At 45.7% G+C, this 24,483-nt stretch carries 31 protein-coding genes; 7 read left to right on the top strand and 24 right to left on the bottom strand.

Annotated features, from left to right (window positions below):
• Positions 1-16: 16 nt before the first annotated feature.
• The 5 genes from VC188_RS00625 to VC188_RS00605 are packed head-to-tail and all read right to left on the bottom strand — an operon-like array spanning position 17 to position 4,067.
• The gene (locus VC188_RS00625) at positions 17-601 is read right to left on the bottom strand and encodes an SCO family protein (RefSeq protein ID WP_072582683.1); all 585 of its coding nucleotides are present in this window, start codon (positions 599-601) and stop codon (positions 17-19) included.
• A 7-nt stretch (positions 602-608) separates the two neighbouring features.
• Positions 609-1,502: a heme o synthase gene (gene cyoE / locus VC188_RS00620; protein ID WP_215321086.1), complete on the bottom strand. Its 894-nt coding sequence runs from the start codon at positions 1,500-1,502 to the stop codon at positions 609-611.
• Between the two features lie 2 nt (positions 1,503-1,504).
• Positions 1,505-2,626, bottom strand: a complete 1,122-nt coding sequence (locus VC188_RS00615) for a COX15/CtaA family protein (RefSeq protein WP_323482706.1) — start codon at positions 2,624-2,626, stop codon at positions 1,505-1,507.
• Positions 2,626-3,282, bottom strand: a complete 657-nt coding sequence (locus tag VC188_RS00610) for a hypothetical protein (protein WP_323482705.1) — start codon at positions 3,280-3,282, stop codon at positions 2,626-2,628. Before VC188_RS00610 ends, VC188_RS00615 begins: the two co-directional genes overlap by 1 nt.
• Positions 3,279-4,067: an SURF1 family protein gene (locus VC188_RS00605; RefSeq protein ID WP_323482704.1), complete on the bottom strand. Its 789-nt coding sequence runs from the start codon at positions 4,065-4,067 to the stop codon at positions 3,279-3,281. The genes VC188_RS00610 and VC188_RS00605 overlap by 4 nt, the downstream gene beginning before the upstream one ends.
• 14 nt (positions 4,068-4,081) lie before the next feature.
• Here VC188_RS00605 and VC188_RS00600 point away from each other — a divergent pair, with 14 nt between their 5' ends.
• On the top strand, positions 4,082-4,294 hold the full coding sequence (locus tag VC188_RS00600) for a twin transmembrane helix small protein (RefSeq protein ID WP_072582679.1): 213 nt from the start codon (positions 4,082-4,084) through the stop codon (positions 4,292-4,294).
• Positions 4,295-4,361: 67 nt separating this feature from the next.
• Here the strand turns inward: VC188_RS00600 and VC188_RS00595 are convergent, their stop codons facing one another.
• The 7 genes from VC188_RS00595 to VC188_RS00570 form a co-directional block, all read right to left on the bottom strand.
• Positions 4,362-5,216 carry a cytochrome c oxidase subunit 3 gene (locus VC188_RS00595; RefSeq protein ID WP_323482703.1) on the bottom strand — a complete coding sequence of 285 codons (855 nt, stop codon included), beginning with the start codon at positions 5,214-5,216 and terminating at the stop codon, positions 4,362-4,364.
• A 29-nt stretch (positions 5,217-5,245) separates the two neighbouring features.
• The gene (locus tag VC188_RS00590; RefSeq protein WP_083564235.1) at positions 5,246-5,419 is read right to left on the bottom strand and encodes a DUF2970 domain-containing protein; all 174 of its coding nucleotides are present in this window, start codon (positions 5,417-5,419) and stop codon (positions 5,246-5,248) included.
• A gap of 17 nt (positions 5,420-5,436) precedes the next feature.
• A complete protein-coding gene (locus VC188_RS00585) occupies positions 5,437-6,021 on the bottom strand; it encodes a cytochrome c oxidase assembly protein (RefSeq protein WP_323482827.1) in 585 nt (194 codons plus the stop codon).
• Between the two features lie 13 nt (positions 6,022-6,034).
• The gene (locus tag VC188_RS12035) at positions 6,035-6,166 is read right to left on the bottom strand and encodes a cytochrome oxidase small assembly protein (protein ID WP_216155384.1); all 132 of its coding nucleotides are present in this window, start codon (positions 6,164-6,166) and stop codon (positions 6,035-6,037) included.
• Positions 6,150-7,769 (bottom strand): cytochrome c oxidase subunit I, encoded by a 1,620-nt coding sequence (gene ctaD, locus VC188_RS00580; protein WP_323482702.1) that lies wholly within the window; start codon positions 7,767-7,769, stop codon positions 6,150-6,152. The genes VC188_RS12035 and ctaD overlap by 17 nt, the downstream gene beginning before the upstream one ends.
• 43 nt (positions 7,770-7,812) lie before the next feature.
• Positions 7,813-8,970, bottom strand: a complete 1,158-nt coding sequence (coxB, locus tag VC188_RS00575; protein WP_216155381.1) for a cytochrome c oxidase subunit II — start codon at positions 8,968-8,970, stop codon at positions 7,813-7,815.
• A gap of 179 nt (positions 8,971-9,149) precedes the next feature.
• A complete protein-coding gene (locus VC188_RS00570; RefSeq protein ID WP_323482701.1) occupies positions 9,150-9,902 on the bottom strand; it encodes a methyltransferase domain-containing protein in 753 nt (250 codons plus the stop codon).
• Between the two features lie 44 nt (positions 9,903-9,946).
• On the opposite strand from VC188_RS00570, the gene VC188_RS00565 reads away from it, so the two are divergent.
• Together VC188_RS00565 and trmL are read left to right on the top strand one after the other, a co-directional pair.
• Complete coding sequence (locus VC188_RS00565; protein WP_323482700.1) at positions 9,947-10,714, top strand: ComF family protein; 768 nt, start codon at positions 9,947-9,949, stop codon at positions 10,712-10,714.
• A gap of 10 nt (positions 10,715-10,724) precedes the next feature.
• Complete coding sequence (trmL, locus tag VC188_RS00560; protein ID WP_215321095.1) at positions 10,725-11,195, top strand: tRNA (uridine(34)/cytosine(34)/5-carboxymethylaminomethyluridine(34)-2'-O)-methyltransferase TrmL; 471 nt, start codon at positions 10,725-10,727, stop codon at positions 11,193-11,195.
• Between the two features lie 22 nt (positions 11,196-11,217).
• Here trmL and VC188_RS00555 read toward each other — a convergent pair whose 3' ends face one another.
• From VC188_RS00555 to VC188_RS00540, 4 genes are read right to left on the bottom strand one after another with little or no spacing between them, the layout of a single operon-like run.
• A complete protein-coding gene (locus VC188_RS00555) occupies positions 11,218-12,240 on the bottom strand; it encodes an NAD(P)H-dependent glycerol-3-phosphate dehydrogenase (protein ID WP_215321096.1) in 1,023 nt (340 codons plus the stop codon).
• A gap of 24 nt (positions 12,241-12,264) precedes the next feature.
• Positions 12,265-12,777, bottom strand: a complete 513-nt coding sequence (gene secB, locus VC188_RS00550) for a protein-export chaperone SecB (RefSeq protein WP_215321097.1) — start codon at positions 12,775-12,777, stop codon at positions 12,265-12,267.
• 28 nt (positions 12,778-12,805) lie between these two features.
• Entirely contained in the window at positions 12,806-13,060 is a 255-nt protein-coding gene (gene grxC / locus VC188_RS00545) for a glutaredoxin 3 (RefSeq protein WP_215362291.1), read from the bottom strand.
• A gap of 10 nt (positions 13,061-13,070) precedes the next feature.
• Positions 13,071-13,484, bottom strand: a complete 414-nt coding sequence (locus VC188_RS00540; RefSeq protein ID WP_215321099.1) for a rhodanese-like domain-containing protein — start codon at positions 13,482-13,484, stop codon at positions 13,071-13,073.
• Positions 13,485-13,506: 22 nt separating this feature from the next.
• Here VC188_RS00540 and gpmA point away from each other — a divergent pair, with 22 nt between their 5' ends.
• Genes gpmA through VC188_RS00525 form a run of 3 tightly spaced genes read left to right on the top strand, consistent with a single transcriptional unit; the run spans position 13,507 to position 16,419 of the window.
• On the top strand, positions 13,507-14,196 hold the full coding sequence (gpmA, locus tag VC188_RS00535; RefSeq protein ID WP_215321100.1) for a 2,3-diphosphoglycerate-dependent phosphoglycerate mutase: 690 nt from the start codon (positions 13,507-13,509) through the stop codon (positions 14,194-14,196).
• A 12-nt stretch (positions 14,197-14,208) separates the two neighbouring features.
• A complete protein-coding gene (locus VC188_RS00530; RefSeq protein WP_216190607.1) occupies positions 14,209-15,642 on the top strand; it encodes a S41 family peptidase in 1,434 nt (477 codons plus the stop codon).
• A 24-nt stretch (positions 15,643-15,666) separates the two neighbouring features.
• Entirely contained in the window at positions 15,667-16,419 is a 753-nt protein-coding gene (locus VC188_RS00525; RefSeq protein ID WP_323482699.1) for a HesA/MoeB/ThiF family protein, read from the top strand.
• A 16-nt stretch (positions 16,420-16,435) separates the two neighbouring features.
• On the opposite strand, the gene ptsP is transcribed toward VC188_RS00525, so the two are convergent.
• From ptsP to VC188_RS00485, 8 genes are all read right to left on the bottom strand, one after another.
• The gene (gene ptsP / locus VC188_RS00520; protein WP_323482698.1) at positions 16,436-18,187 is read right to left on the bottom strand and encodes a phosphoenolpyruvate--protein phosphotransferase; all 1,752 of its coding nucleotides are present in this window, start codon (positions 18,185-18,187) and stop codon (positions 16,436-16,438) included.
• Between the two features lie 5 nt (positions 18,188-18,192).
• Positions 18,193-18,462, bottom strand: coding sequence for an HPr family phosphocarrier protein (locus tag VC188_RS00515; RefSeq protein WP_215321104.1), 270 nt, complete (start codon positions 18,460-18,462; stop codon positions 18,193-18,195).
• 17 nt (positions 18,463-18,479) lie between these two features.
• Entirely contained in the window at positions 18,480-18,902 is a 423-nt protein-coding gene (locus VC188_RS00510; protein ID WP_323482697.1) for a PTS fructose transporter subunit IIA, read from the bottom strand.
• A 2-nt stretch (positions 18,903-18,904) separates the two neighbouring features.
• The gene (gene gshB, locus VC188_RS00505; protein WP_216155366.1) at positions 18,905-19,846 is read right to left on the bottom strand and encodes a glutathione synthase; all 942 of its coding nucleotides are present in this window, start codon (positions 19,844-19,846) and stop codon (positions 18,905-18,907) included.
• A 28-nt stretch (positions 19,847-19,874) separates the two neighbouring features.
• A complete protein-coding gene (gshA, locus tag VC188_RS00500; protein WP_323482696.1) occupies positions 19,875-21,173 on the bottom strand; it encodes a glutamate--cysteine ligase in 1,299 nt (432 codons plus the stop codon).
• 104 nt (positions 21,174-21,277) lie between these two features.
• On the bottom strand, positions 21,278-22,762 hold the full coding sequence (locus VC188_RS00495) for an ammonium transporter (RefSeq protein ID WP_323482695.1): 1,485 nt from the start codon (positions 22,760-22,762) through the stop codon (positions 21,278-21,280).
• Positions 22,763-22,775: 13 nt separating this feature from the next.
• Positions 22,776-23,114: a P-II family nitrogen regulator gene (locus VC188_RS00490; protein ID WP_011903792.1), complete on the bottom strand. Its 339-nt coding sequence runs from the start codon at positions 23,112-23,114 to the stop codon at positions 22,776-22,778.
• 24 nt (positions 23,115-23,138) lie between these two features.
• Positions 23,139-23,963, bottom strand: coding sequence for a TorF family putative porin (locus VC188_RS00485; protein WP_216232585.1), 825 nt, complete (start codon positions 23,961-23,963; stop codon positions 23,139-23,141).
• A gap of 263 nt (positions 23,964-24,226) precedes the next feature.
• On the opposite strand from VC188_RS00485, the gene VC188_RS00480 reads away from it, so the two are divergent.
• Entirely contained in the window at positions 24,227-24,481 is a 255-nt protein-coding gene (locus tag VC188_RS00480; RefSeq protein ID WP_323482694.1) for an accessory factor UbiK family protein, read from the top strand.
• Positions 24,482-24,483 lie beyond the last annotated feature (2 nt).

Genomic DNA, 24,483 nt, shown 5'->3' with positions numbered 1-24,483 from the left:
AACTTCTTTAATTCCCTCACTTTAATAGTTCTTTTAAATCATGCGCCAAGGTCTCTGGACCTTGAGCGTGCTTGATATACAAACGTAGATGACCCTCAGGATCAAATGCATAGCTACCCGCTGTGTGATCCATGGTGTAAGAGCCTGGCTTAGATCCTGGAACCTTCTTGTAATAAATCTTGAAGTCTTTCGTCACCTTCTCCAAAGCTGCCTCATCTGCGGGACGCAAACCCAAGAAACGAGGATCAAAGGCAGGGACATACTGCTTGAGAATCTCTGCAGTATCGCGCTCAGGATCTACAGTGACAAAAAGTACTTGCACCTTATCGGACTGAGACCCCAAGAGCGTCATAACTTGCTGCATTTCAGTTAAGGTGGTCGGGCAAACATCAGGGCACTGGGTATACCCAAAAAACATCACCACTACTTTTCCCTTAAAGTCCGCCAAGGTTCTGACCTTGCCGTCGGGATCCACCAAACTAAAGTCTTTTCCGAAAGCGGTGCTGCCAGTGATATCAATATTTTTAAACTCTGGTTTTGGGCTGCAAGCAGTCAATACGAAACAAAGAATTGCTAAAAAGCAAATGCGCAGAAAATTCATATGATTCTCAGAGGAAATAATGGTCTATCAAAAGCGCCGCAAAGAGTAGCGAAAGATAGGTAATAGAAAAGCGGAAGGTCTTTTTGGCTAAAGCATCGCTATAGGAAATAAACAAGGCAATGACATAGGCCAGGAACATTAAGCCCAAGATGATTGCTGAAACTAAATAGACCATACCGCTCATGCCATAGATATAAGGCAGCATCGTAGCTGCAATTAATATAAGGGTATAGAGAACGATATTCAGCAGTGTGAAACGCTCGCCATGAGTCACTGGCAGCATTGGTAAACCCGATTGAACGTAGTCATCACGACGATACAAAGCAAGTGCCCAGAAATGTGGAGGGGTCCACACAAAAATAATCAGAACCAAAAGCCAGGCTTCTGCAGAAAGGGTATTGGTCACTGCAGCCCAGCCCAAGGCTGGTGGCATCGCACCAGATAAACCGCCAATCACAATATTCTGTGGCGTGGCAGGCTTTAGTAACCAGGTATAAATCACTGCATAACCAACGAAGGTAGCAAGTGTTAACCACATCGTTAATGGGTTACAAAAATTCCACAAAATAATCATTCCGAGCGAACCCAGAACAATTGAGAAAATAATGATGTGAAAAGGCGTCACTTCGCCGGTGGCTGATGGACGCCAAGCAGTGCGCTTCATCTTGGCATCAACGGCTTGCTCAATCAAACAGTTCACTGCAAATGCAGCGCCAGCTAAAAGCCAGATCCCAACAATGCCACCAAAGAGCACTGGATACGGAACCATGCCAGGCGTTGCCAAGAACATACCAATCACTGCACAAAAAACGGCGAGCTGAGTCACTCGGGGTTTAGTTAAAACCCAATATTGACGCCAACGTGGCATAGCCACTGGTGCGCTTGTTTTAGAGTCGCTCATATTTACGCCATCTTCTTTTGAATGAAAGGCTTCCAAGAAGCCCAATAACTCATTCTGACCAAACAGAATACCAAAGCCGCAGAGCCGGCAGTGTGCAATAAAGCCGCCAATAACGGCCACTGAAACACCACATTAGAAATACCAGTGATGACTTGCAATAAAAGCACTCCTAGCAATAGCTTGGCCACTTGACTAAGGCCTGATAGAACTGGGGTTGCCAGTGCGAGAGCACTCCAGCCCAGAGTACCAAGCACGACCAATACCAGCATGGCAAAAAGGCGGTGCGCCCAGTGGATTGTTTGCAAGGCCTCTGGAGAGATGAATTCTCCTTGCGCATTCAGGCCTAACTGACGCCAAAGAGTAAAGCCCTCACTCCAATTGGTCTCAGGCCAAGCACCTCCTAAACACATCGGGAAATCAGGGCACGCTAATACAGCGTAATTAGTACTCACCCACGCACCTAGAAAAATTTGGATGAATAAAACCATAAAAGAAAGGGTGAGGAGTTGCGCAGAAAGCGGCCGTACCCGAATGGTGCGAATTGCAGAGGACCTACCCTCCCATGACTGCTGCGCATACGCCGTTAAGCAAGCCAACAAGACTAAGGCCAACATCAGGTGTGTTGTAACAATGATTGGCTGCAATTTCAGGGTGACAGTCCAAGCACCAAAGGCGCCTTGAATGCAGACCAATAAAAGCAAGCCCAAGCTGCCGAGCAAAGGATTTTTTCCCAAGGACTTTAGTTTAGAAAATGCAATAGCCACTTGTACCAAAATCAATGTACCTACTGTCATGGCTAAATAGCGATGAATCATCTCAATCCAGGCTTTAATAATTGTGACCGGCCCAGTAGGCCAAGCAATCTGTGCCTGTTGTATATCGGTTAGCGCATGAAAAGGATTGGAAGTACCGTAGCATCCAGGCCAATCAGGGCAGCCCAGCCCAGAGTCAGTGAGGCGTGTAAATGCGCCAAATACAATTAGATCAAAGGTCATGAAGACCAAGACCCAATTGAGTTTTTGCAACAAGCTATAGCCAGGCTTTTTCCAAATGAAGAAGAGTGGTAGGCCAGCAAAAATAATAGCGATGGCTGCCAGTTCCAGAAATAAAAGGAAACTGGGCATTACAAATTCTCGCCTTTGTGATTTAACTTCAGAAGCTTTTCCAAGTCTTTCTTCATACTAGAAAATTCTTTAGGTGAATTGGTCACTGGGAAATACATCATCTTTGCCGGGCTTGGATCAATCAACTGAATTTGCTGTCCTACGCCCTCTTTATTTAACCAAGCCTCAAAATCCGCCTTTTGCTTTGGGTCTGAAGGCAATGTAAGCACCTTAAGCCCTGCCGTCTTTTCGTCATAAATCTTGAGAACTTGAGGGTCAACAGGCTTACCATCTGTATTAACCCAGATTAACTGCAAGCGTTCGCTTTCTCTACCCATGGCAACTTTGGTTTGGCGCATCAGAAATAAAGCTTCAATACATTTCTCATCTTTGATGTGGCATTCACCAGCTGGACGAGCAACCAAGAGAGTCCATTTACCCTGGAGGGGGGCGTCAAGCCACGCCGCATTGAACTCTTGGGCTGGATATACGAGTGTTCCGAAATTGGTTTTTCCACCCTCAGGTTTGATTACGTAATAAGCAAAGTAAGAGGCGAGAACTGGTGAGGCACAGGCAAGCAATAACAACAACATCTGAATACGGCCACGACGCGTACGCGCATTAATCTCAGATGCATCCACCTGTGAAGCTGGAATTAATAACTCTTTATCACTCACTCTTGATCCCCATTCACTAATCCCTGTCGTTTGTATTGCCGCAGGCCACTTAGCAACCAAAATAAAAATCCAGCAAAAGCCAAAGCAAACCACTGGAATGCATAAGCATAATGGCGATCGACCCCACTTGTCAGAGGCGCCCAATCGCGGATTAAGCCATCCTCTATGCCAATCTCAATCTCACGCAAGATAAAGGGCGCTTGACTCCAGCCATGTAACTTGCCTTCAGTTGTTAAATCAAAATTTTGCTCAATTCTTGGTTTGTTTATATCAGCAGAAATCTTGCTGCTCCCAAGCTCATAGACTTTTCCGGGATGAGCAAATACAACGCCTTCAATATTGACTACTGTATTTGGGGTTTGCACGGGTGGAAGGGTTTCGCGATTTTCATTGTTGCGCGGCGCCCAACCCCGATTCACCCAAAGAACCTTGTCTTTCCCCTCAAGCCTCAATGGCATCATCAGGTAAAAGCCGGACTGTGCAGTGGCGCTACCAACAGGAGGAATGGGTCTTGGCCTGTTATCCAGCCAAATTGCTGCCTCAGGAACATATCGCCCACGAGCAATCATACGGCGCTCACTAGCCTCTTCCAAAGTCCATGGTGTTGCATTGGCACTTAAGATGGGCATTTGTTGGCGAGCCTGTAAATTCGCTGCCAAGGCAATTTTGGTATCAGCCCTGCTTAATTGCCAGACCCCAGCACCACAGCCGATCCCAATCACCAGCAAGGCTGATAAAGTAGCGACTATGCGCTTGGCAACGAGGGCAAAAAACAGCTTATTCAATTGAGGGATTTGAGATGAAGTGGATTATTCCTATTGTCCTACTAATGATTGTTTTTAGCTTAGGATCGGCTTTGTATTACATGATGAAAGATAGGGGGAATAGCTCCCGTATGGTTCATTCACTGATGCTACGCATTGGGTTGTCCGTCGCGCTATTTTTAGGAATTTTGCTAGCCCACTACTTTGGCCTCATTGAAGCTACCGGCATCAGGGTGGGAACAAACTAGTCGCTAGCGAACAACACAAGAGCGCTGAAACAAATCGGGGCTTTAAAGCCCCGATTTTTTATTCAAACTACATCCAGTAAACAGCGATGTACAGTCCAAGCCAGACTACGTCAACGAAGTGCCAGTACCAAGCAGCGCCTTCAAAAGCAAAGTGGTGTTTAGCAGTAAAGTCGCCACGAATCATACGGCGCAATACGATGGCCAGCATAGTGCCGCCAAGGAATACGTGGAAACCATGGAATCCAGTCAACATAAAGAATGTAGAGCCGTAGATACCTGATGTGAGCTTCAAATTGAGCTCATGGTAAGCGTGGTAGTACTCAAAAACCTGGAAGCACAAGAAGATAAAACCCAGGCCAACAGTTGCAGCCAAGCCAATAATGGCCTTCTTCATGTGGTTCGCTACCAATGCATGGTGAGCAATAGTAATCGTCACGCCAGAGCTCAATAACAATAATGTGTTGATAGTTGGAATCGGCCATGGGCCCATGGTGGTGAACTTCTCAACCAATCCAGCAGGACCATCATTTGGCCAGACAGCCTGGAAATTAGGCCAAAGTAATTTGCTCGTAACGTCACCCATCCAAGGCATTGCAATATTGCGTGCGTAAAAGAGGGCCGCAAAGAATGCGCCGAAGAACATGATTTCTGAGAAGATGAACCAAGCCATTGACCAGCGATAAGAAATATCAACGTTGATACCATTCTTACCAGCATTGGACTCAGCAATCGTATCGCCGAACCAGTTATACAGCACGTATATAACAAATACCACGCCCGCAAGGGTAAGAGGGGCGCCCCAAGAAGCATGATTTACCCATCCAGAGATACCAAAGCCAAAAGCAACTAAGCCAAGTGCGGCCATTGCTGGATGTCTAGATAGTCCAGGGACGAAATAGTATGGGGTTGAATTGGATGACATCTTATTCTCTCTATTCAATCAAAAAATAATCAATGGGAAACAACTGCTTTCACTATCAACAGGAGAACACCCATAAAAATCAAGGCGCCAACAACACCTGCAATGATAATGTGAACAAAACTAAGTGAAGCGACATCTTCCTGCAAACCTGATTGTTTACGCACCCCCAAGAAACCCCACATTACGGCTTTCATAGACTGCATAAAACTACTTTTTTTCTTCACGACACCACCTTTGATTTTGGAGCCGGTGGTGTACCACCCGCGCCCAACTCAAAGAAGGTATACGACAAAGTAATGGTTTTCACATCTTCCGGGAGACCCGCATCGATCACAAAAACTACCGGCATCTTTTTTGTCTCATTTGCCGCTAATGTCTGCTCTTGAAAACAAAAACACTCTAACTTTGTAAAAAACTCTGTTGCGCTTTTAGGCGCATAACTTGGTATTGCCTGTGCTCGCACTTGGCGATTTTGATTATTGGTGACTTCATAAACAATCTCAGTCATTTCACCAGGATGCACTTCTAAAAAATTTTTTACTGGTTTGAAAGTAAACGGGCCACGGCTATTGGAGTCAAACTCAACCATCACCGTGCGAGCATACTTAACCTGGGTATTACCAACCCTATTTGGGCTGAAAGCTCTAACGCCATAGTCATTTTTGCTCGTTACAACATTAATCCCGGTAGCTTCACACAAGGCTTTATACATTGGGACTAGTGCGTAACCAAATCCAAACATCATTACCGCTGCAATTAAGAGCTTTAATAAAATCTGGCGATTTAGTGATTGAGTTGAAACCATCGTCATTGCGGGATTAACCCAACATACTCCGTTTAATCACAATACCAATAAAAAATATCAGTGACACACTCAAAAGAATGAGGCCCATCCTGCGATTCTTCGCAGCAAGGGCTTGTTTCTCTGAAGAATTAAATTCCTGCTTCATGCATTTGCTCAGCACTAGGCGGAGTTTCAAAAGTGTGGTGTGGTGCTGGAGAAGGAATAGTCCACTCCAAACCTTTAGCTCCATCCCATGGCTTCATTGGTGCTTTTTCACCTTGACCACGGTATGCAGGAAGCACAACGAAGAACAAGAAATAGACCTGCGACAAGCCAAAGCCCAATGCGCCGATTGAAGCAACCATATTGAAATCAGCAAACTGGGTTGGATAGTCGGCATAGCGACGTGGCATACCAGCTAAACCCAAGAAATGCATCGGGAAGAATGTGATGTTAAAGAAAATCATGGAAGTCCAGAAGTGGATCTTGCCGCGAGTTTCACTAGCCATGCGACCTGTCCACTTGGGGCACCAGTAGTAGAAACCGGCGAACATGGCAAACAATGAACCTGCTACCAGTACATAGTGGAAGTGAGCCACAACATAGTAGGTATCTTGCAAACCGATATCAATTGGCGCCATTGCTAAGATCAAACCAGTAAAGCCACCCATCGTAAATACGAAGATGAAACCAATGGCCCACAACATTGGGGTTTCGAAAGTCATCGAACCTTTCCACATTGTTGCTACCCAGTTAAAAATCTTTACACCAGTTGGAACAGCGATCAACATAGTTGCGTACATAAAGAAAAGCTGGCCAGTGACAGGCATACCAGTTGCAAACATGTGGTGAGCCCAAACGATGAATGACAAGATCGCAATAGATGCGGTTGCATAAACCATTGAGCTGTAACCAAACAATGTTTTTCTGGAGAAAGCAGGAATAATTTCACTCACGATTCCAAATGCTGGAAGAATCATGATGTAAACCTCTGGGTGACCAAAGAACCAGAAAATATGCTGGAACATGATTGGGTCGCCACCGCCAACTGCGGAGAAGAATGAGGTACCAAAGTGACGATCAGTCAAAGTCATCGTGATCGCACCAGCCAGTACAGGCATCACAGCAATCAACAAATAAGCAGTAATCAACCAAGTCCAGCAGAACATTGGCATCTTCATCAAAGTCATGCCCGGAGCGCGCATATTCAAGATGGTCACGATGATATTGATCGAACCCATAATGGAAGAAGCACCCAATAAGTGGAGGGCAAAAATTGCCATGTCCATGCCAGGACCCATTTGTGAGGTCAGCGGAGCATACATAGTCCAACCGCCTGCTGGAGCACCACCAGGGACAAGGAATGAGCTCAATAACAAGGTTGCAGCCACCGGCAGAATCCAGAAGCTAAAGTTGTTCATACGAGCAAATGCCATATCGGATGCGCCAATTTGCAAAGGCACCATCCAGTTCGCGAAACCAACGAATGCCGGCATGATCGCACCGAATACCATTACCAAGCCATGCATGGTTGTCAGCTGATTAAAGAACTCAGGGCGGAAGAATTGCAAACCAGGCTGGAATAATTCCAGGCGAATACCCAAAGCCATCGCGCCACCAGCTAATAGGCTGATGAATGAGAAGAGCAAATACATCGTGCCAATATCTTTGTGGTTGGTTGCAAACAACCAACGACGCCATCCGTGTGGCATATGATCATCATGCGCGTGGTCGTGTGCGTGATCGTGGGTAGTAGAGACTGTACTCATGGATTACTCCGGTTTCGTTTTTATCTGTATTAGTTAATCTGGATTACTTGCCGCCATGTGCGGTCATGATTTCTTGGGTCTGAATCACTTCGCCTGTCTTATTGCCCCAGGAGTTACGGGTATAAGTAATTACAGCAGCAATATCGGCATCAGAAAGAACACCACCCCATTTCGGCATTGCATTTTTACCATTGAGCAAGATATTGAACTGACCCTCCTTAGGACCGTTCACTACTTTACTGCCATCCAATGCAGGGAATGCACCCGCGCCCTTACCATTCGGCTGGTGACAAGCTGCACAGTTTGCTGCATAAACTTTAGCGCCGCGCTCTTTTTGTTCATCCAAGGTATAAACCTTTGATGGATCGTCACCGCCAGCACCCATTGCTTTTTTCTTCTCAGCAACCCAAGCGGTGTAGTCCTCTTGTGACACTACTCTCACAACGATAGGCATGAATGCATGCTCTGCACCGCATAGCTCAGAACACTGACCGCGAAATGTACCAATCTTGTCAGCTCTAAACCAAGTGTCACGAACGAAGCCCGGGATCGCATCTTGCTTTACGCCAAATGCTGGGATAGTCCAAGCATGAATAACGTCGTTAGCAGTAGTAATTAAACGAATTTTTTTGCCAACTGGCACAACCATTTCGTTATCCACTTCCATCAAATAAGTATCTGACTTAGGTGCTAAGTTATTGATTGCTTCACGTGATGTTGCCAAAGTGGAAATAAAATTGATGCCTTCACCCTCACCCTTAATGTAATCGTAACCCCACTTCCACTGATAACCAGTGGTCTTAATAGTGATGTCAGAGTTGGTAGTGTCTTTCATCGCCACAACAGTTTTTGTTGCTGGCAATGCCATGCCGATAACAATCAGCAATGGAACAACTGTCCAAATAATTTCAACAGTTGTGCTCTCGTGAAAAGAAGCGGATTTGTGACCCAATGATTTACGGTGCTTCAAGATGGAATAAAACATCACCCCAAAAACGCCAATAAAAATCACTGCGCAAATGACCAGCATCATCCAATGCAACCAATGGATTTCTTGCATGATTTTGGTAGCAGGAGGCGCAAAATTCAGCTGATTAACAGCTGGGCCACCAGGCATATTCTCTGCTGCATGAGCAAATGCAGTACCAAAAGCTACTGCGAAATAGAGCGAAGCCCTAGTGACTTTTCCAAATAAATTCATCTTATTCTCTGTTTATTGTCGTGAGCAAAGCAGCAAAAATGCCACAAAATGCCCAAAAAACGGTCTTAAGCTAATACTTACAGCCGTGATTATAGGGTGAATTAAGCGCAAGAACAAACCGGGTTAACCCAGCTTGAACCAATCTTGGTCGAGGTTTAAATGATAGTAAGCACTTACACTTAGGCAGAATCTGGCCTAGTCTTGTGCCCAATTTGATTTAGATCAATGTAGGCGACGTTGTCCTTTGCCTTTGCGAGGTGCTTTCCGAGTGCCCATGCATGCCCATAAACCACCTCTAAGGTGATTTTTTGCGGCAAAACCTCTTTTTCAGTGACTTCAGGAGGGGTGGAATGCACCAATTTCAGCGCACTCATATCGGCCAGCAATAAAGCAGGCTTCTCGTAATCCAAAGTGAGGCACTCCATGTCCATTACAGGATCAGAAAACCGCTCGCCAAGCAAAGCATCTCCCATATCGTGCATATCCCAAGGACTTAATAAATTCTTCAGCTTTACGTCCGAAAGCTCTAAGGCGCGCAACTCTTTTCCGGTATCAGGCCCTAAATAGCTAAATGTGATTAAGCCGCCCTCGCGCAGAACGCGCCAACACTCCTGCAAAAAATGCTTCGGATCAGGCAAATCGTGCAGCAAAAGATCGCTGAACACTAAATCAACAGAATTATCGGGAATATCGAATCTTCCAGACGAGGCATAGCTTGTCAAGGAGCTAGTGTTACTCGCAAATAAAGAACGCCAATTACTCAGCGCTTTAGCGCGCCACATTTGAAATCCTGAAACACCTTTTTCGGTGATGCTAAAAATGCGCGCCTTTGGATAGCGCTGAGCGAGCGTATCTAAATGCTTACCAGCAAAATCGGGCACCACTAAGATGTCTTTTACATCAAGCTTAACAATGTCTAATTTCTGCAGCATGCGAGCTGCAATTTCGTCTTGTAACCATCTAAGGGGCTGGGTCATTGACTCAGTATACTCAGCGCCCCATGCGATTTCCAGAGAACATTTTTCAAGCCATTTGTGAACAGCTTTTGCCGACAGCTTGTATTGCTTGTCAGGGGTTCCAAAAATCATCCCTATGCGATCGCTGTCTCAATCAATTACGCGATGAAGGTTTATTGAACTATCAATGTTGCTACCAATGTGGCATAACACTTCAGGTTTCAGAAATTGCACAACAACGCTGTATGCAATGCCAAACCTTTCAACCATGCTTTGATGAAACCTATTGCTTAGATCGCTACGATGGATTGTTACAAACTCCGCTACATGAATTGAAGTATCAAAAACGCATTGCATTTGCTAATGCCCTTGGCAGAACATGGAACTTAATTTTTAGTCGGGAATTTGAAGATATCTCTGCTGATTATTTACTGCCAGTGCCGCTTAGTATTGAGAAGTTAGCGCAGCGTGGTTTCAATCAAAGTTGGGAAATTGCTAAACGGATTCAGTGTGGAGTGCATATTCAAAAATCACCTTATGTGCTGCAGCGCCATCATTATGCAGAGCGACAGGCCGGAAGCACCTTAAGCAATCGCCACCTAGCCATTCAGGGAATGTTTTACCTTGAAGAGCGTTATATTGATCAGCTCGCAAACAAGACTGTGATTGTGTTTGATGATGTGATGACAAGTGGCGCAACTCTTAATGAAATTGCGCGCGTTCTGAAGGACAATGGTGTATCTCGCGTCATTAATTGGGTAGTACTTCGAGCTGCGCGACCAATCTAAAGAGTGCCGTATGTTTAATATTGTTTTATTCGAACCCGAGATTCCACCTAACACTGGAAACATTATTCGTTTGTGTGCAAACACTGGCGCCAAGCTGCATTTAATTGAGCCGCTTGGGTTTCCGATGGAAGATGCTAAGTTGCGTAGAGCGGGCCTGGACTACCACGAGTTTGCACGAGTCAAAGTACATAAAAATTGGGCACAGTTTTTAAAGGATGAGCAACCCGATCCTCAGCATCTCTTTGCATTGACTACCAAGGGCTCGGGCAAGTTTCATGAAGGCAAATACGGGCCCGATGATTACTTTGTATTTGGCTCTGAAACCAAAGGTATTGCGGATGAAGTCAGAGACTCGATTCCGAATGAGAATCGCATGCGTCTGGCAATGCAAGATAGTAGTCGCAGTCTGAACCTATCAAATACTGTAGCAATCGTAGTTTATGAAGCATGGCGCCAGAATGGCCTTGCTGGCGGTCAATAAGAAATTGACCCAGATGCTGTAATTACGATTCGATTTTAGGATCACGCCCCATAAGTTTTTTAACGGCAACATGTGGCTTCAATTTTCCAGAGAGCACTTCACCCATCATCGTAGTGATCGGCATGTCAACCCCTAAGCGTTTTGCCAAGTCGCCAACCGCCTCTGCACAAAGCACACCCTCAGCAACGTGACCAAGACTGGCAAGAACCTCAGGCAGCGACTTACCAGCAGCAAGCTCAAGACCAACGCGCCGATTACGCGATAGATCTCCAGTGGCGGTCAAGATCAAGTCCCCAACCCCAGTAAGACCCATGCAAGTTTCGGATTTACCGCCTGCGGCTTTCACAATTCGCATCATCTCTGCTAAACCGCGTGTGAGAACAGCAGCGCGTGCGTTCAAGCCCAAATCTAAGCCATCACCAATACCTGCAGCAATCGCCAAGACATTCTTAATAGCGCCGCCTAACTCCACACCAATCAAATCATCACTTGAATACACACGCATATTGCCGTGATGGAAAGCGGTTTGCACTGCTTCACATAACTTAGGAGATTTGCTAGCAACAGTTAAAGCGCAAGGCATACCCGCACCAACCTCACGTGCAAAGCTCGGGCCGGATAAGGCACCATACGAATGCGTTATTCCATGAGAATGCATCTTGCTCTCACGCTCTACTACCTGGTGGGGCAATAGGGCGGTATTCGGCTCAAGCCCTTTGCAGAGCCAAATAATATTAAGTGGGTGCTCAGCAATCTTTAAAGCTTGGGCGATTGTTTCTGAAAGCCCTGACATTGGTGTAGCAATGACCAATAAATCATTGCTCGAAAGTCGCTTGATGGCAGCAGAAAAGTTGCTCTCAAACTTAAGGCTTGCAGGCAACTGAATGCCTGAAAGATAAGCGCGATTTTCAGCGCTCTCTTCAATTTCTTTTAGCTGTTGTTTGCTACGAGACCATAAAACAACATCACCTTCTTGGAGAAAGCGAGCTGCTTGTGCAGCCATCGCCGTTCCCCAGGCACCAGCACCAAGCAGCGTCACCTTCATGATCTGTGGGCTCGCTCGTTGATCTTAGTGAGGCTTGCTCTCAGCGGCTGCGCCATCCTTGGCGGCAGCTTCTTGTTGAGCTTGCATCAAACGATGTTCGTACATGCCGTGGAAATTAATCTCATTCAAATGAATTGGCTGGAAGCCTGCGCGACTAATAATATCGGCAATATTTGAACGTAAATACGGATACAAAATTGTTGGGCAAGCAATGCCAAGCATAGGATCAATTTGCTCAACCGGAATGTTGCTAAATTCAAAGATGCCGGCTTGTTTTGCTTCTACCAAGAATAGTACTTTGGTATCGACTTTAGCAGTCACAGTGGAGCTTAGAGCTACCTCAAAGATACCTTCACTTAAGGGTGCAACGGAGATATCAATCTCAACCTGGACTTGTGGCTCAGACGCAACCAACAAAATTTGCGGAGCATTTGGTTGCTCAAGAGATACATCTTTTAAGTAAATTCGCTGAATACGAAATCCAGGTTCTTTAGCTTGATCGGTGCCTGCCTGAGGTGCTGGGGTTTGTTCAGTCATTGCTAACTTTCTTTGAATGTTAAATCTATTAAGCTAATAAAGGATCAAGCTTTCCAGCGCGATCTAATGCCACTAAGTCGTCGTAACCACCAACATGCGTATCACCAATATAGATTTGTGGAACAGTGCGGCGGCCAGTGCGTGTCATCATAACTTCGCGTTGGGCCGGATCACGATCAATCAAAATCTTTTCGAGATTAGCAACGCCTTTTTTAGTCAGCAACTTTTCCGCCATGACGCAGTAAGGGCAAACTTGGGTGCTATACATTGTTACTGGAGGCATCGATTTCTCCTTATTTCACTAATGGCAGAGCTGCTGCTTTCCAAGCCTGCACACCGCCATCTAAGGCGCCTACTTCGGCAAAGCCCAACTTTTGAGCTTCGGCCACGAGTTTGCGTGACTGAGATCCGGTTTCACAAACCAGGACTACTGGGTGCTTACGGTCAAGCTTGAGCCTTTCAATCGCTGCCGTTAAACCAGCAGCATTAGCGAATTTGGCGCCAGGTAAATGACCCGATTTAAAGGCCTCTTCCGAGCGCAGGTCCAAGACATAGGCTTTGCGTCGATTAATCCAAATCGTCGCTTCGGTAGGCGACAAGCCTTTTCCGCCAATAAGCGTAGATAATGAGGGTAGGAAAAGCGCTATGCCTGAAACCAACAACAGGGCAATAAGCGCTAAATTATCAATTTGCGTGAGAAAGTTCATCACCGGATTATAGAATGGCTCTATGAAACAACTTGTCCTTATTCGTCATGGCGAATCCGCCTGGAACCTTGAAAACCGCTTTACTGGCTGGGCGGACGTTGACTTAACCCCTAAAGGCGCAGAACAAGCCATCGCAGCAGGTGAAAACCTCAAAAATGCAGGTTATGAATTTGATATCGCCTATACCTCTGTTTTAAGGCGTGCCATTCGCACTCTTTGGCACGTTCAAGATGCCATGGATTTGATGTGGCTTCCTGTTGTTCATAGCTGGCGCTTAAATGAACGTCACTATGGCGCACTCACCGGATTGAATAAAGCTGAAACGGCAACTAAATATGGCGATGAACAAGTTCATATTTGGCGTCGCTCCTATGATGTACGTCCACCGCTACTTGAGCATGATGATGAGCGTCACCCCAAAAATGATCCCCGTTACTCAAAGCTCAATCCTTCCGATATTCCTTTGGGCGAATGCCTGAAAGATAATGTTGAGCGAGTATTACCCTTGTGGAATGAATCTATTGCACCCGCACTCAAAGCTGGCAAACGCGTTTTATTAGTGGCGCACGGCAACAGTATTCGCTCACTCATTAAGTATTTAGATCAAATGTCTGATGAAGCCATCATGGAAGTGAATGTACCTAATGGTGTGCCACTTGTTTATGAGTTAGACGACAACCTCAAACCCATTCAACACTTTTATTTGGATTAAAGCAAAAGAGATATGCGCCAATTTCTAAAGAATTTCGCCCTGATAGCCGTTGGCCTTATCGCCGGCGTAGCAGCCACGATCCAGCTCTCCGCGACCGCCCAGCAAAGCCCTCAGCTACCGCTGGATGAGCTCCGCACGCTCTCCAATGTCTTTGCCCAAATTAAGCGTGAATATGTTGAGCCCATAGAAGATAAGCAACTACTAACAGATGCCGTTAAAGGAATGGTCAGTAGTCTTGATCCTCATTCCACTTTCTTAGATAAAAAAGATTTTGCAGAAATGCAAGAGATGACCTCTGGAAAGTTTGCTGGACTTGGCATTGAAATCACTTCTGAAGATGGTGTAGTGAAAGTACTCAATCCAATTGAAGATAGTCCTGCTGCTCGCGCAGGCCTTCAAGCTGGAGACCTCATTACACGCCTTGATGACAAACCTGTTCGTGGTATGTCTCTAGACAAAGCTGTGCGGACTATGCGCGGCGAACCTGGAACCAAAATTACTTTGACGGTATTTCGTAAGAGTGAGGAGCGTAGCTTTCCGGTCACAATCACTCGCGCAGAGATTAAAGTTCAATCAGTCAAAACAAAAATTCTGGATAACGATATTGCTTGGGTACGCATCACAAGCTTTCAAGAGCGCACCGTTCCCGATCTTGCCAAGAAACTAACTGATATTGCCAATCAAGATCCAAAACTCAAAGGTATCATTCTTGATCTTCGCAACAATGGCGGCGGTCTATTACAAGGAGCTGTGGGTGTGGCTGCAGCATTCTTGCCTGCTGACGCAGTCATTGTCTCCACTAAGGGCCAGTCCCCAGATTCAAAACAGGTATTTAATGCAACGCCAGCGATGTATCGCCTAAATGAGTCTGGCGACCCTTTGGCGGGTGTTCCAGCGATATTTAAGAAATTGCCTATGGTGGTCTTGGTAAACGCTTATTCCGCCTCAGCTTCCGAGATTGTGGCTGGCGCACTCCAAGACTATAAACGCGCAACCATTATTGGAAAAACGACCTTTGGTAAGGGCTCTGTCCAAACCGTTCGCCCCCTGACCAATGATTCAGCACTGAAGATTACTACCGCTTATTACTACACCCCAAGTGGCAAGTCGATTCAGGCTTTTGGTGTGAAACCAGATATCCCAGTAGATCAAAACAAAGATGGTGATCCAGATGATGTATTAATCACTCGTGAGATTGATAGCGAAAAACATCTCCGCAATAAGCAGTCTGCCGAAGATAAGTTGATTAAAGATCGGGAACAACGTCGTATCGAAGAGTTGCAGCGCATTGAAGAAAAAAATGCCAAGAAGACTCCTGAAGAAAAAGAGAAAGATAAAAATAAGAAGCCTACAGAACTAGGTAGTGCGGATGACTTCATGCTTTCTCAAGCGGTGGCCTTTATTAATGGCCAGCCTGTGAAGCGCTCTTCATCCAAACTCGAATAACCTTTTAATCTCTGCGGCTGGCACATGAATGACGAGCAGTTACTTCGATACTCCAGGCATTTACTGCTTGACGAGATTGATGTTGCTGGCCAAGAGAAGCTTCTCCAATCACATGCTTTAGTCATCGGTGCCGGCGGCTTAGGTAGTGCTGCCGCCCCCTATTTAGCTGCTGCCGGAGTTGGACTCATCACCTTAGTAGATCATGATGATGTAGAGCTCACCAATTTGCAGCGCCAAATCATGCATGCCGAAAGTAGCGTTGGCAAAAGTAAAGTTGTCTCAGGAAAAGAATTTTTACAACGTCTTAACTCCAGCATTCAGATTGAAACCATTCAGGCTAAAGCCACAGCTTCGCTATTAGATGGAATATTGCCAAGCGTTGATGTTGTTCTCGATTGCACGGATAACTTTACAACTCGGCACCTCATTAATGCCGCCTGCGTTAAACATCAAATTCCTCTAGTTTCTGGATCAGCACTCAAGTTTGATGGTCAAGTGAGTGTCTTTGATCTGCGAAATCCAAGCTCACCATGCTATGCCTGCATCTTTTCTCCAGATGAATTATTTGAAGAAGTCAGTTGCTCCAGCATGGGCATCTTCTCGCCTCTAGTAGGGATCATTGGAGCCATACAAGCCGCTCAAGTCCTGCAGGTATTAATTGGTTTTGGAGAGCCCTTGGTGGGCCGCATGTTGCTTTGGAATGGGCGTACGACCCAAATCGATGAAATCCGTATTAGCCGTAATTCCGAGTGCTCGGTATGCGGCTCAGCCCACTAAGCAACGCGCTAAGTAGTTAAGACAGCAGTCGCTCTAGAGCCTTTGCCTGCTCTTCGGGCTCATACGCCTTCAAGACCCTATTAACGCGGGCTTTTAATAAACCGACATTGGCCTGAAGAATTTCCCGCTTGACCAGCAATAACTGGCTGAAGTGCATTGAGAAATCCGTTAAGCCCAAGGCAAGCAATAACTTCGTTAATGCAGGATCACCAGCCATCTCGCCACAAACAGCCACAGGTACATTGGCGCGTTTAGCTTGCTCAATGATATTAGCCAATAAATTCAATATCGCTGGATGTAATGGGTCGTATAAATGGGCAACTGCATGATCTGCGCGATCAATCGCCAGCGTGTACTGGATTAAATCATTCGTTCCAATAGAAAGAAAATCGAATCGATTAATAAACAAAGGCAAGACTAAAGCGGCAGCCGGAATCTCAATCATCGCGCCAATCTGAATATTCGGATTAAATGCTTTGCCACGCTGATGCAACTGTTGTTTGGCTTTTTCAATCAGCCTAAAAGTTTCATCGATCTCTTTAGCATGCGCCAACATAGGAATCATGATGCGCGCTTGACCATGGGCTGATGCGCGCAAGATTGCTCTGAGCTGCGTTAAAAAGATTTCAGGCTCCGTTAAAGACCAGCGGATTGCCCGCAATCCCAGTGGTGAAGTTCCTGTTTGAGAAATATCGCCACCGCCGCCCAATGCTTTATCTGCACCAACATCAATGGTTCTAATGTTGACAGGTAAGCCCTGCATTAAATCGACTACGCGACGGTATTCTTGATATTGCTGCTCTTCATCTGGCAAAGCCTGTTTACGGTCCATGAATAAAAATTCAGAACGGAATAAACCAACCCCTACAGCCCCTAGCTTTACCGCCTGAATAGCATCTTCTGGTAATTCAATATTGGCAAACAACTCAATCTCAACACGGTCAGCTGTTTCTGTTTTTGCATGCTTTAACTGCTGGAGCTTACGAGCTTCTTTCAGAACCTGCGTTTGTAGTTTGCGATATTCGGCTAGCAGTTGCTCATCTGGGGCAACTACTACAACTCCTCGATCGCCATCTAGTACCAACCAATCGCCATGGCGAATCATTTCGCTCGCGTGACGTACGCCAACTACTGCGGGTATTTCCATGCTGCGCGCCACGATAGCAGTATGGGAGGTCTTGCCGCCAAGATCCGTTACAAATCCGGTAAACGCATGCTCTTTAAAACGCAGCATGTCGTGCGGAGCAATATCGTGAGCAACAATAATTGACTCAATACCAATATCGCTTGTTGGCAAAAAATCAGAATCATTTAATGGATCTTTTTTCTGGGAATTTAATGCCTTAATGACTCGTTCAGCAACCTGCCGAATATCGTTAGCACGCTCCTTTAAATAAGCGTCCTCAATATCTGCAAATTGCTCTAGAAGATCATTGAGCTCAGTGGTTAAAGCCCATGCTGCATTTAATCGTTGCGTACGAATGAGTTTAATGGGCTTCTCAGCCAATGCTGGATCCGCCAATATCATACCGTGGACGTCTAAGAATGCAGCCATCTCTTGTGGGGCATCTTTTGGCAACCCTTGGCGCAATTGTTCAAGCTCTAGGCGAACCTGATCAAATGCGTCTAATAGCTTTTGTGCTTCAGCCTCTTCTTTACCAGCTTCAATCAGGTGATGACTCACTTCTAATGCTGCACGAGAAATCAGTACCGCCTTGCCAATGGCAATGCCTTTCGATACTGGAATTCCGTGCAATGCAAAAGTCATGCTATTTACTCACCCTCACCAAATCGGTCATTAATTAAGGCAGTGAGTGCCTGCATAGCTTCATCCGCTTTTTCGCCCACAGTCTCAAGGGTCACAGTGCTGCCGATACCGGCCGCCAACATCATCACACCCATAATGCTCTTCGCATTAATTTGACGCCCATTACGTGACAACAATATTTCACAAGGAAACTGAGCCGCTAATTGAGACAGTTTGGCAGATGCGCGCGCATGCAAGCCTAATTTATTGATGATTTCGATTTCTGCCGAAGGCATAGTGTGCTGGACCTTATCTATTCTTGATTTACTTTTGTACCTAAGCGTAAGATGCCATTCTGCCCACCGGCAAGGGCTTTTTGCGCTAACTCTTCTAGATTCTCACCGCGATGAGAAATGCAACGCATCAGCATAGGAAGGTTTAATCCCGCTAAGACGATGACAGGAGCATTTAGGCCTGATAAAGGCCCTAAGGCCTCAAGCTTAGAGGCCACATTAGCGGGGGTTGCGCCCATAACATCTGTCAGGATCAGGACGCCATTGCCTGTGTTCACAGCATAAGCCGCCTTCATTACGCGATCAAAGCTTGCCTTGGTATCTTCATGAGGAGGGATATCCACTGCTCGAACACGCTCAGGCAATACACCAAAAGTATGCTCAGCAAACCCCAGCATTGCGCTGGCAACCGGTGTGTGAGCAACGATGACAATTCCAACCATATTTATGCCAATGCTTTCTCTAGCGCTGCTAACCAAAATTGCGCAACATTAAAGTTGCTTTGGTCAGTAATTTCTACAAAACAAGTAGGGCTCGTCACATTAATTTCAGTGAGATAACCACCAATTAAATCCAGCCCAACTAAGAATAATCCACGCTGATTTAAAACAGGTGCTAATTTTTCAGCAATCCTTTTTTCAGTCTCGGTTAAAGGCATCGCTACGCCTTTGCCGCCGGCAGCCAAATTACCCCGAATTTCGCTACCCTGCGGAATGCGGGCTAGCGCAAATGGCACCACCTCTCCACCAATTAAAAGTACCCGTTTATCACCCTGGGCAATTTCTGGAAGAAAGCGTTGAACCATCAGGGTTCTTGCGCCATTCTCACCAAGGGTTTCTACAATGCTCGCAAGGTTAAGGCCATCAGCCCCAACTCTAAATACACCCATGCCGCCCATGCCGTCTAACGGTTTAATCACGATATCGCGATGTTCTTGATGAAAAAGCTCTACTGCAGCTAATTCACGCGTGACTAAGGTAGGCGGAATCAGCTCTGGAAACTCTGTGATGGATAGTTTTTCTGAATGATCTCGAACAGCGCTTGGCTCATTAAATACTTTCGCGCCCTGACGTGCTGCGGCCGATAACAACCAAGTGGTATTGAGATATTCAATATCAAAAGGAGGATCTGTGCGCATAAGCACAGCAGAAAAAGACTTGAGTGTTCGAGACTCAATATCACCTAACTCAAACCAGTGAGTGGAGCTGGGCTTAATCACTAAAGATTGGCAATCAGCCACTACGAAATCATCTCTCCACAACACATTGCGACTTTGACAAAACCACAAATGGTGGCCTGCCTCTTGCGCTGCTCGCATCATTGCGAGTGTGGAATCTTTTTGAATCTTAAAAGATTCAAGGGGATCTGCAATAAAAAGAAGGTTCATTATTTCTATTGAGAGATTAGTGATTTATTTATGCGGTTTCAGCATTGGGATCAGTTCGCTCTAGCTCCAATGATGCAGCAAGCAGCGCTAAGCGAGCAACCACACCATATAGATAGAAGCGATTTGGAGCGGCACTACCCGGCTTAGCTCCGAGATCAGGCATCGAGTTTTGCTCGAAGGCTAGAGGCACAAAATGCATACCTGGAGCATTCAGGTTCTCATCTGGTCCACGGTCAGTATGAACGCGATAGAAGCCGCCAATGACATAACGATCGATCATGTACACCACCGGTTCAGCAACCGCTTCATTGACCTTCTCGAAGGTATACACACCCTCCTGAATCAATACATCGCTGACCTCAAGACCTTCCTTGACCACACTCATCTTATTGCGGTCTTTACGATTCAAGCCCTTTAACTGCGAGGGATCATTCACTACCATCACGCCCATGCCGTAAGTACCGGCATCAGCTTTTACGACAACATAAGGCTTCTCTTTAATACCGTATTCACGATACTTCTTAGCGGTCTTTTTTAAAACTTGCTCTACAGCAGTTTGAAGTTTGTCTTCACCCTTACGCTCGTGGAAATTAATATTGGAGCAACTAGTAAAGTAAGGATTAATCATCCATGGATCGATATCCACTACTTTGGCAAATTTCTTTGCCACCTCTTCATATGCGGCAAAGTGATTAGATTTACGACGCACATGCCAACCAGCGTGTAAGCCTGGCAGCAAGTACTGCTCATAGATATTTTCCAAAATCGGAGGGATGCCTGCGGATAAGTCGTTATTTAATAGGATCGAGCAAGGATCAAAATCTTTTAGGCCTAAGCGTTGCTTCTTGAGACCCAATCGAGAAAGCGGCTCCATCAACAAGCGATTGCCATCAGGCAAGTCAATCCAGGTTGGCTTTTTAATTTCTTCGGAGAAGGTACCTAGTCGAACATTCAATCCAGCTTGACGCAAAATCGAAGACAAGCGCGCAATATTCTGCAAATAGAAAGTATTGCGTGTATGTCGTTCTGGTATCAGCAATAAGTTTTTAGCCTCAGGACAAATCTTCTCAATGGCAGCCATGGCAGCTTGAACAGCAAGCGGCAACATCTGTGGTGAAAGGTTATTAAACCCTCCAGGGAAAAGATTGGTGTCAACTGGGGCTAACTTAAAACCAGAATTGCGTAAATCGACAGAACAGTAGAAAGGCGGGGTATGTTCTTGCCACTCCAGCCTGAACCAACGCTCAATGGTTGGGGTCGCTTCTAGAACCTTTGACTCTAATTCGAGCAAAGGGCCGGTAAGTGCAGTAATGAGATGTGGAACCATTCCACCATTGTAAGATTATTAAAAGAAAGACGCGGGATCCGAGGATCCCGCGCTTAAAACTAGGCAGCCAACTAGGGCAGCCCAGTGAGGGGTAAATCTACTGATTAAGACTCGTAAGCAGTCTCACCGTGTGAGCTGATGTCCAAGCCTTCGCGCTCTTCTTCTTCCTTAACGCGCAAACCAATCACGATATCGATCAATTTGAAGGCTACGAAAGAAACTACGCCAGACCAAATTACAGTGGTAATCACGCCTTGAGCCTGGATCCACAATTGGCTAGCAATTGAGTAATCAGGAGCAACAGCGTTAGCCACATAATCCCAAATACCAGATCCGCCTAATGCTGGGTCAGCAAATACACCGGTCAACAATGCACCAGTAATACCGCCTACGCCGTGAACACCAAATACGTCCAAACTGTCGTCTGAGCCCAAAATCTTCTTGAGACCAGTAACACCCCAGAGGCAAACTACACCAGCAACTAAGCCAATGATGATTGAACCCATTGGGCCAGCAAATCCAGCCGCAGGAGTAATTGCAACCAAACCAGCTACGCAACCAGATGCAGCACCTAACATTGATGGCTTACCTTTGAGAACCCACTCAGCAACTGACCAACCCAATACAGCAGCAGCAGTAGCTAAATAAGTATTCACGAATGCCAAGGCAGCACTACCGTTTGCTTCAAGAGCTGAACCAGCATTGAAACCAAACCAGCCGAACCACAAGAGAGCAGCGCCAGCCATTACATAAACTAAGTTATGTGGCTTCATTGCTTCTTTGCCGTAGCCCAAACGCTTGCCGATAACAAAGGAGCCAACCAAACCAGCGATCGCAGCATTGATATGCACAACAGTTCCGCCAGCAAAGTCGAGAACACCTTTTTGCCACAACCAACCAGCACGAGCAGTAATTGCTTCGAGTGATGCAGCATCTTTGATGTCATCTGGACCAGGCCAGAACCAAACCATGTGAGCGATTGGTAAGTAGCTGAAAGTAAACCAAATCACCATAAACACTAAGATTGCAGAAAACTTAGCGCGTTCAGCAAAAGAACCAATGATCAAGCAGCAAGTGATTGTTGCGAACACTGCTTGGAAAGCCATAAAGACATACTCAGGAATCACAACACCCTTACTAAAGGTTGCCGCTACTGAGTCTGGATTCATGCCGCCCAAGAAGAGACGATCTAATCCACCGATGAATGCTCCGCCTTCCGTGAATGCAAAGCTATAGCCATAAATCGCCCATAGCACTGAAATCAAAGAGAAGACCATGAAACATTGCATACAGATAGACAAGATGTTCTTGCTACGTGTCAAACCGCCGTAGAACAACGCCAAGCCAGGAAGAGTCATCAACAGCACTAATGCTGTACAGACCATCATCCAAGCAGTGTCACCTTTATTGCACTTTTCAGAGCAAAGAACAGGAGCAGGTTCTGTAGCAGCAGGAGTAGCAGCAGGAGCTGTTACAGCTGGTTTTTTTACTTCATCAGCATGCGCTGGCGAAGTAACCATTACACCAGTAGCGCCAATAGCCAAAGCCATAGCACCACCAGCAACGAGTCGTTTCATCCAAGTTAACATTTTGAACCTCTCTTTAAAGTGCTGACGCGCCGGTTTCACCGGTACGAATACGAATGACGTGCTCAACTGGAGAGACAAAAATCTTGCCATCACCAATTTTGCCAGTACGTGCTGATTTTTCAATTGCTTCAATCGCACGCTCCAAGATGCCATCTTCAACAGCAGCTTCAATTTTTACTTTAGGTAAAAAGTCGACAACATACTCAGCACCACGATACAGCTCGGTGTGGCCTTTTTGACGACCAAAGCCTTTAACTTCAGTGACGGTAATGCCCGAAACTCCCACTTCCGAGAGAGCTTCGCGCACTTCGTCAAGCTTGAAGGGCTTGATGATTGCGGTAATTAATTTCATGTGTTTCTCCGTTCAGAGTGGAAATTAGAAAGTTTTTGTAAGGTTAAGTACGCCTGTTGAGCCACCCAAGTTTTTACCTGATGGGCTTGAGTAAGCGTATGTGCTTCCGCTCTTGGCTGCATTGGTGCCAATATATGCAGCAGCCAAAGATAAACCGCCGCCGAAGTCTTTAGTTAGGCCTAACTTCCAGTCTGTATAGCTAGCAGTTGGGACACCAGCAACAACTTGTTGACCGGCAATCTTCTGGTAGCCAACGTGCGCGTTTACTGCAAGACCCCAAATTCCTGTGTCATAGTTTGCAGTCAAATCAGGATAGTAAGATCCGCTACTTTGGTTGTATCCAAATGTATTGGTCACTGCATAAGAAAATTTCAAGAAACCAGTAACTGGGCCAAATGTATAGTTCTGAGCAGCATAGATCTCAGTAGTATTTGGATTAACGTTAGGGCTTACGAAGTTGCCACTAGTTGGATAGTAATATTGCAGTACGCCGATATCGCTAGCAAAACCTTCTGCAATCAACTCTTTCTTAAAGCCAGCATAAAAGTCCATCTCGATGCCAGAAGAAACTGAAGGGCTAAGGTTATTAACCCAGGTAATGGAGCTATTCCAGTTACCAATGTACAAACCGCTCTCATGTGCGTAGTCAAATCCACCTTGAATAGCTGGTCTTAAATTTGACTGAGAAATACCACGATAGCGATAGTCACTTACAAGACTTACGTTCGCTGTAATTGGGCTTACTTCTACCTCAGCTGCTGGCTCATCAGCCGCGAATGCTACAGTCGAAAGACCTGCCAACAAAGCTACTGCTGCTGCAGAGATTGCTGTCTTTTGCAAAGTTTTCATGAACTACTCCTTACTGGTTGTAATAAAAAATGGGTTGAATGCTTATTGCATGGGGTGATATTGAATCCCCAGGGGTTCATAGCTTTGCCACAAATCCCCCAAATAAGGCAAATGCCCTTTTTTGATGCTAAATAATGCACCTCAAAGGTGAATATGGGGCATTTATCGGGCTTTAACCCCTTTTTGGGCAGTTTTACGCATACAACTTAAAATACGAATGTGTATCTTTTCTGCAACTCTCAATAGAACTGCGATCTCTCATCATGCAAAAACCAGGCGAAATCCTCGAACAAATCCAACGTATCGCTAACGATATGCAGAACAAAGTTGGTGATGCGATCCGCAATTCGCCAGCTCAAGAAATTGAAAAGAATGTACGCGCCATGATGAACCAAGGATTTCAGAAAATGGACTTGGTTACACGCGAAGAGTTTGAGCTACAAACTAAAGTGCTCGCCAAGACACGTGAAAAGTTAGAAGCGCTTGAAGCTAAAGTTACTGCACTAGAAAAACAATAATT

The sequence above is a fragment of the Polynucleobacter sp. MG-28-Ekke-A2 genome, assembly GCF_035012985.1.
Classification (GTDB): Bacteria; Pseudomonadota; Gammaproteobacteria; order Burkholderiales; family Burkholderiaceae; genus Polynucleobacter.
This window is presented reverse-complemented; position numbering and strand designations above follow the sequence as displayed.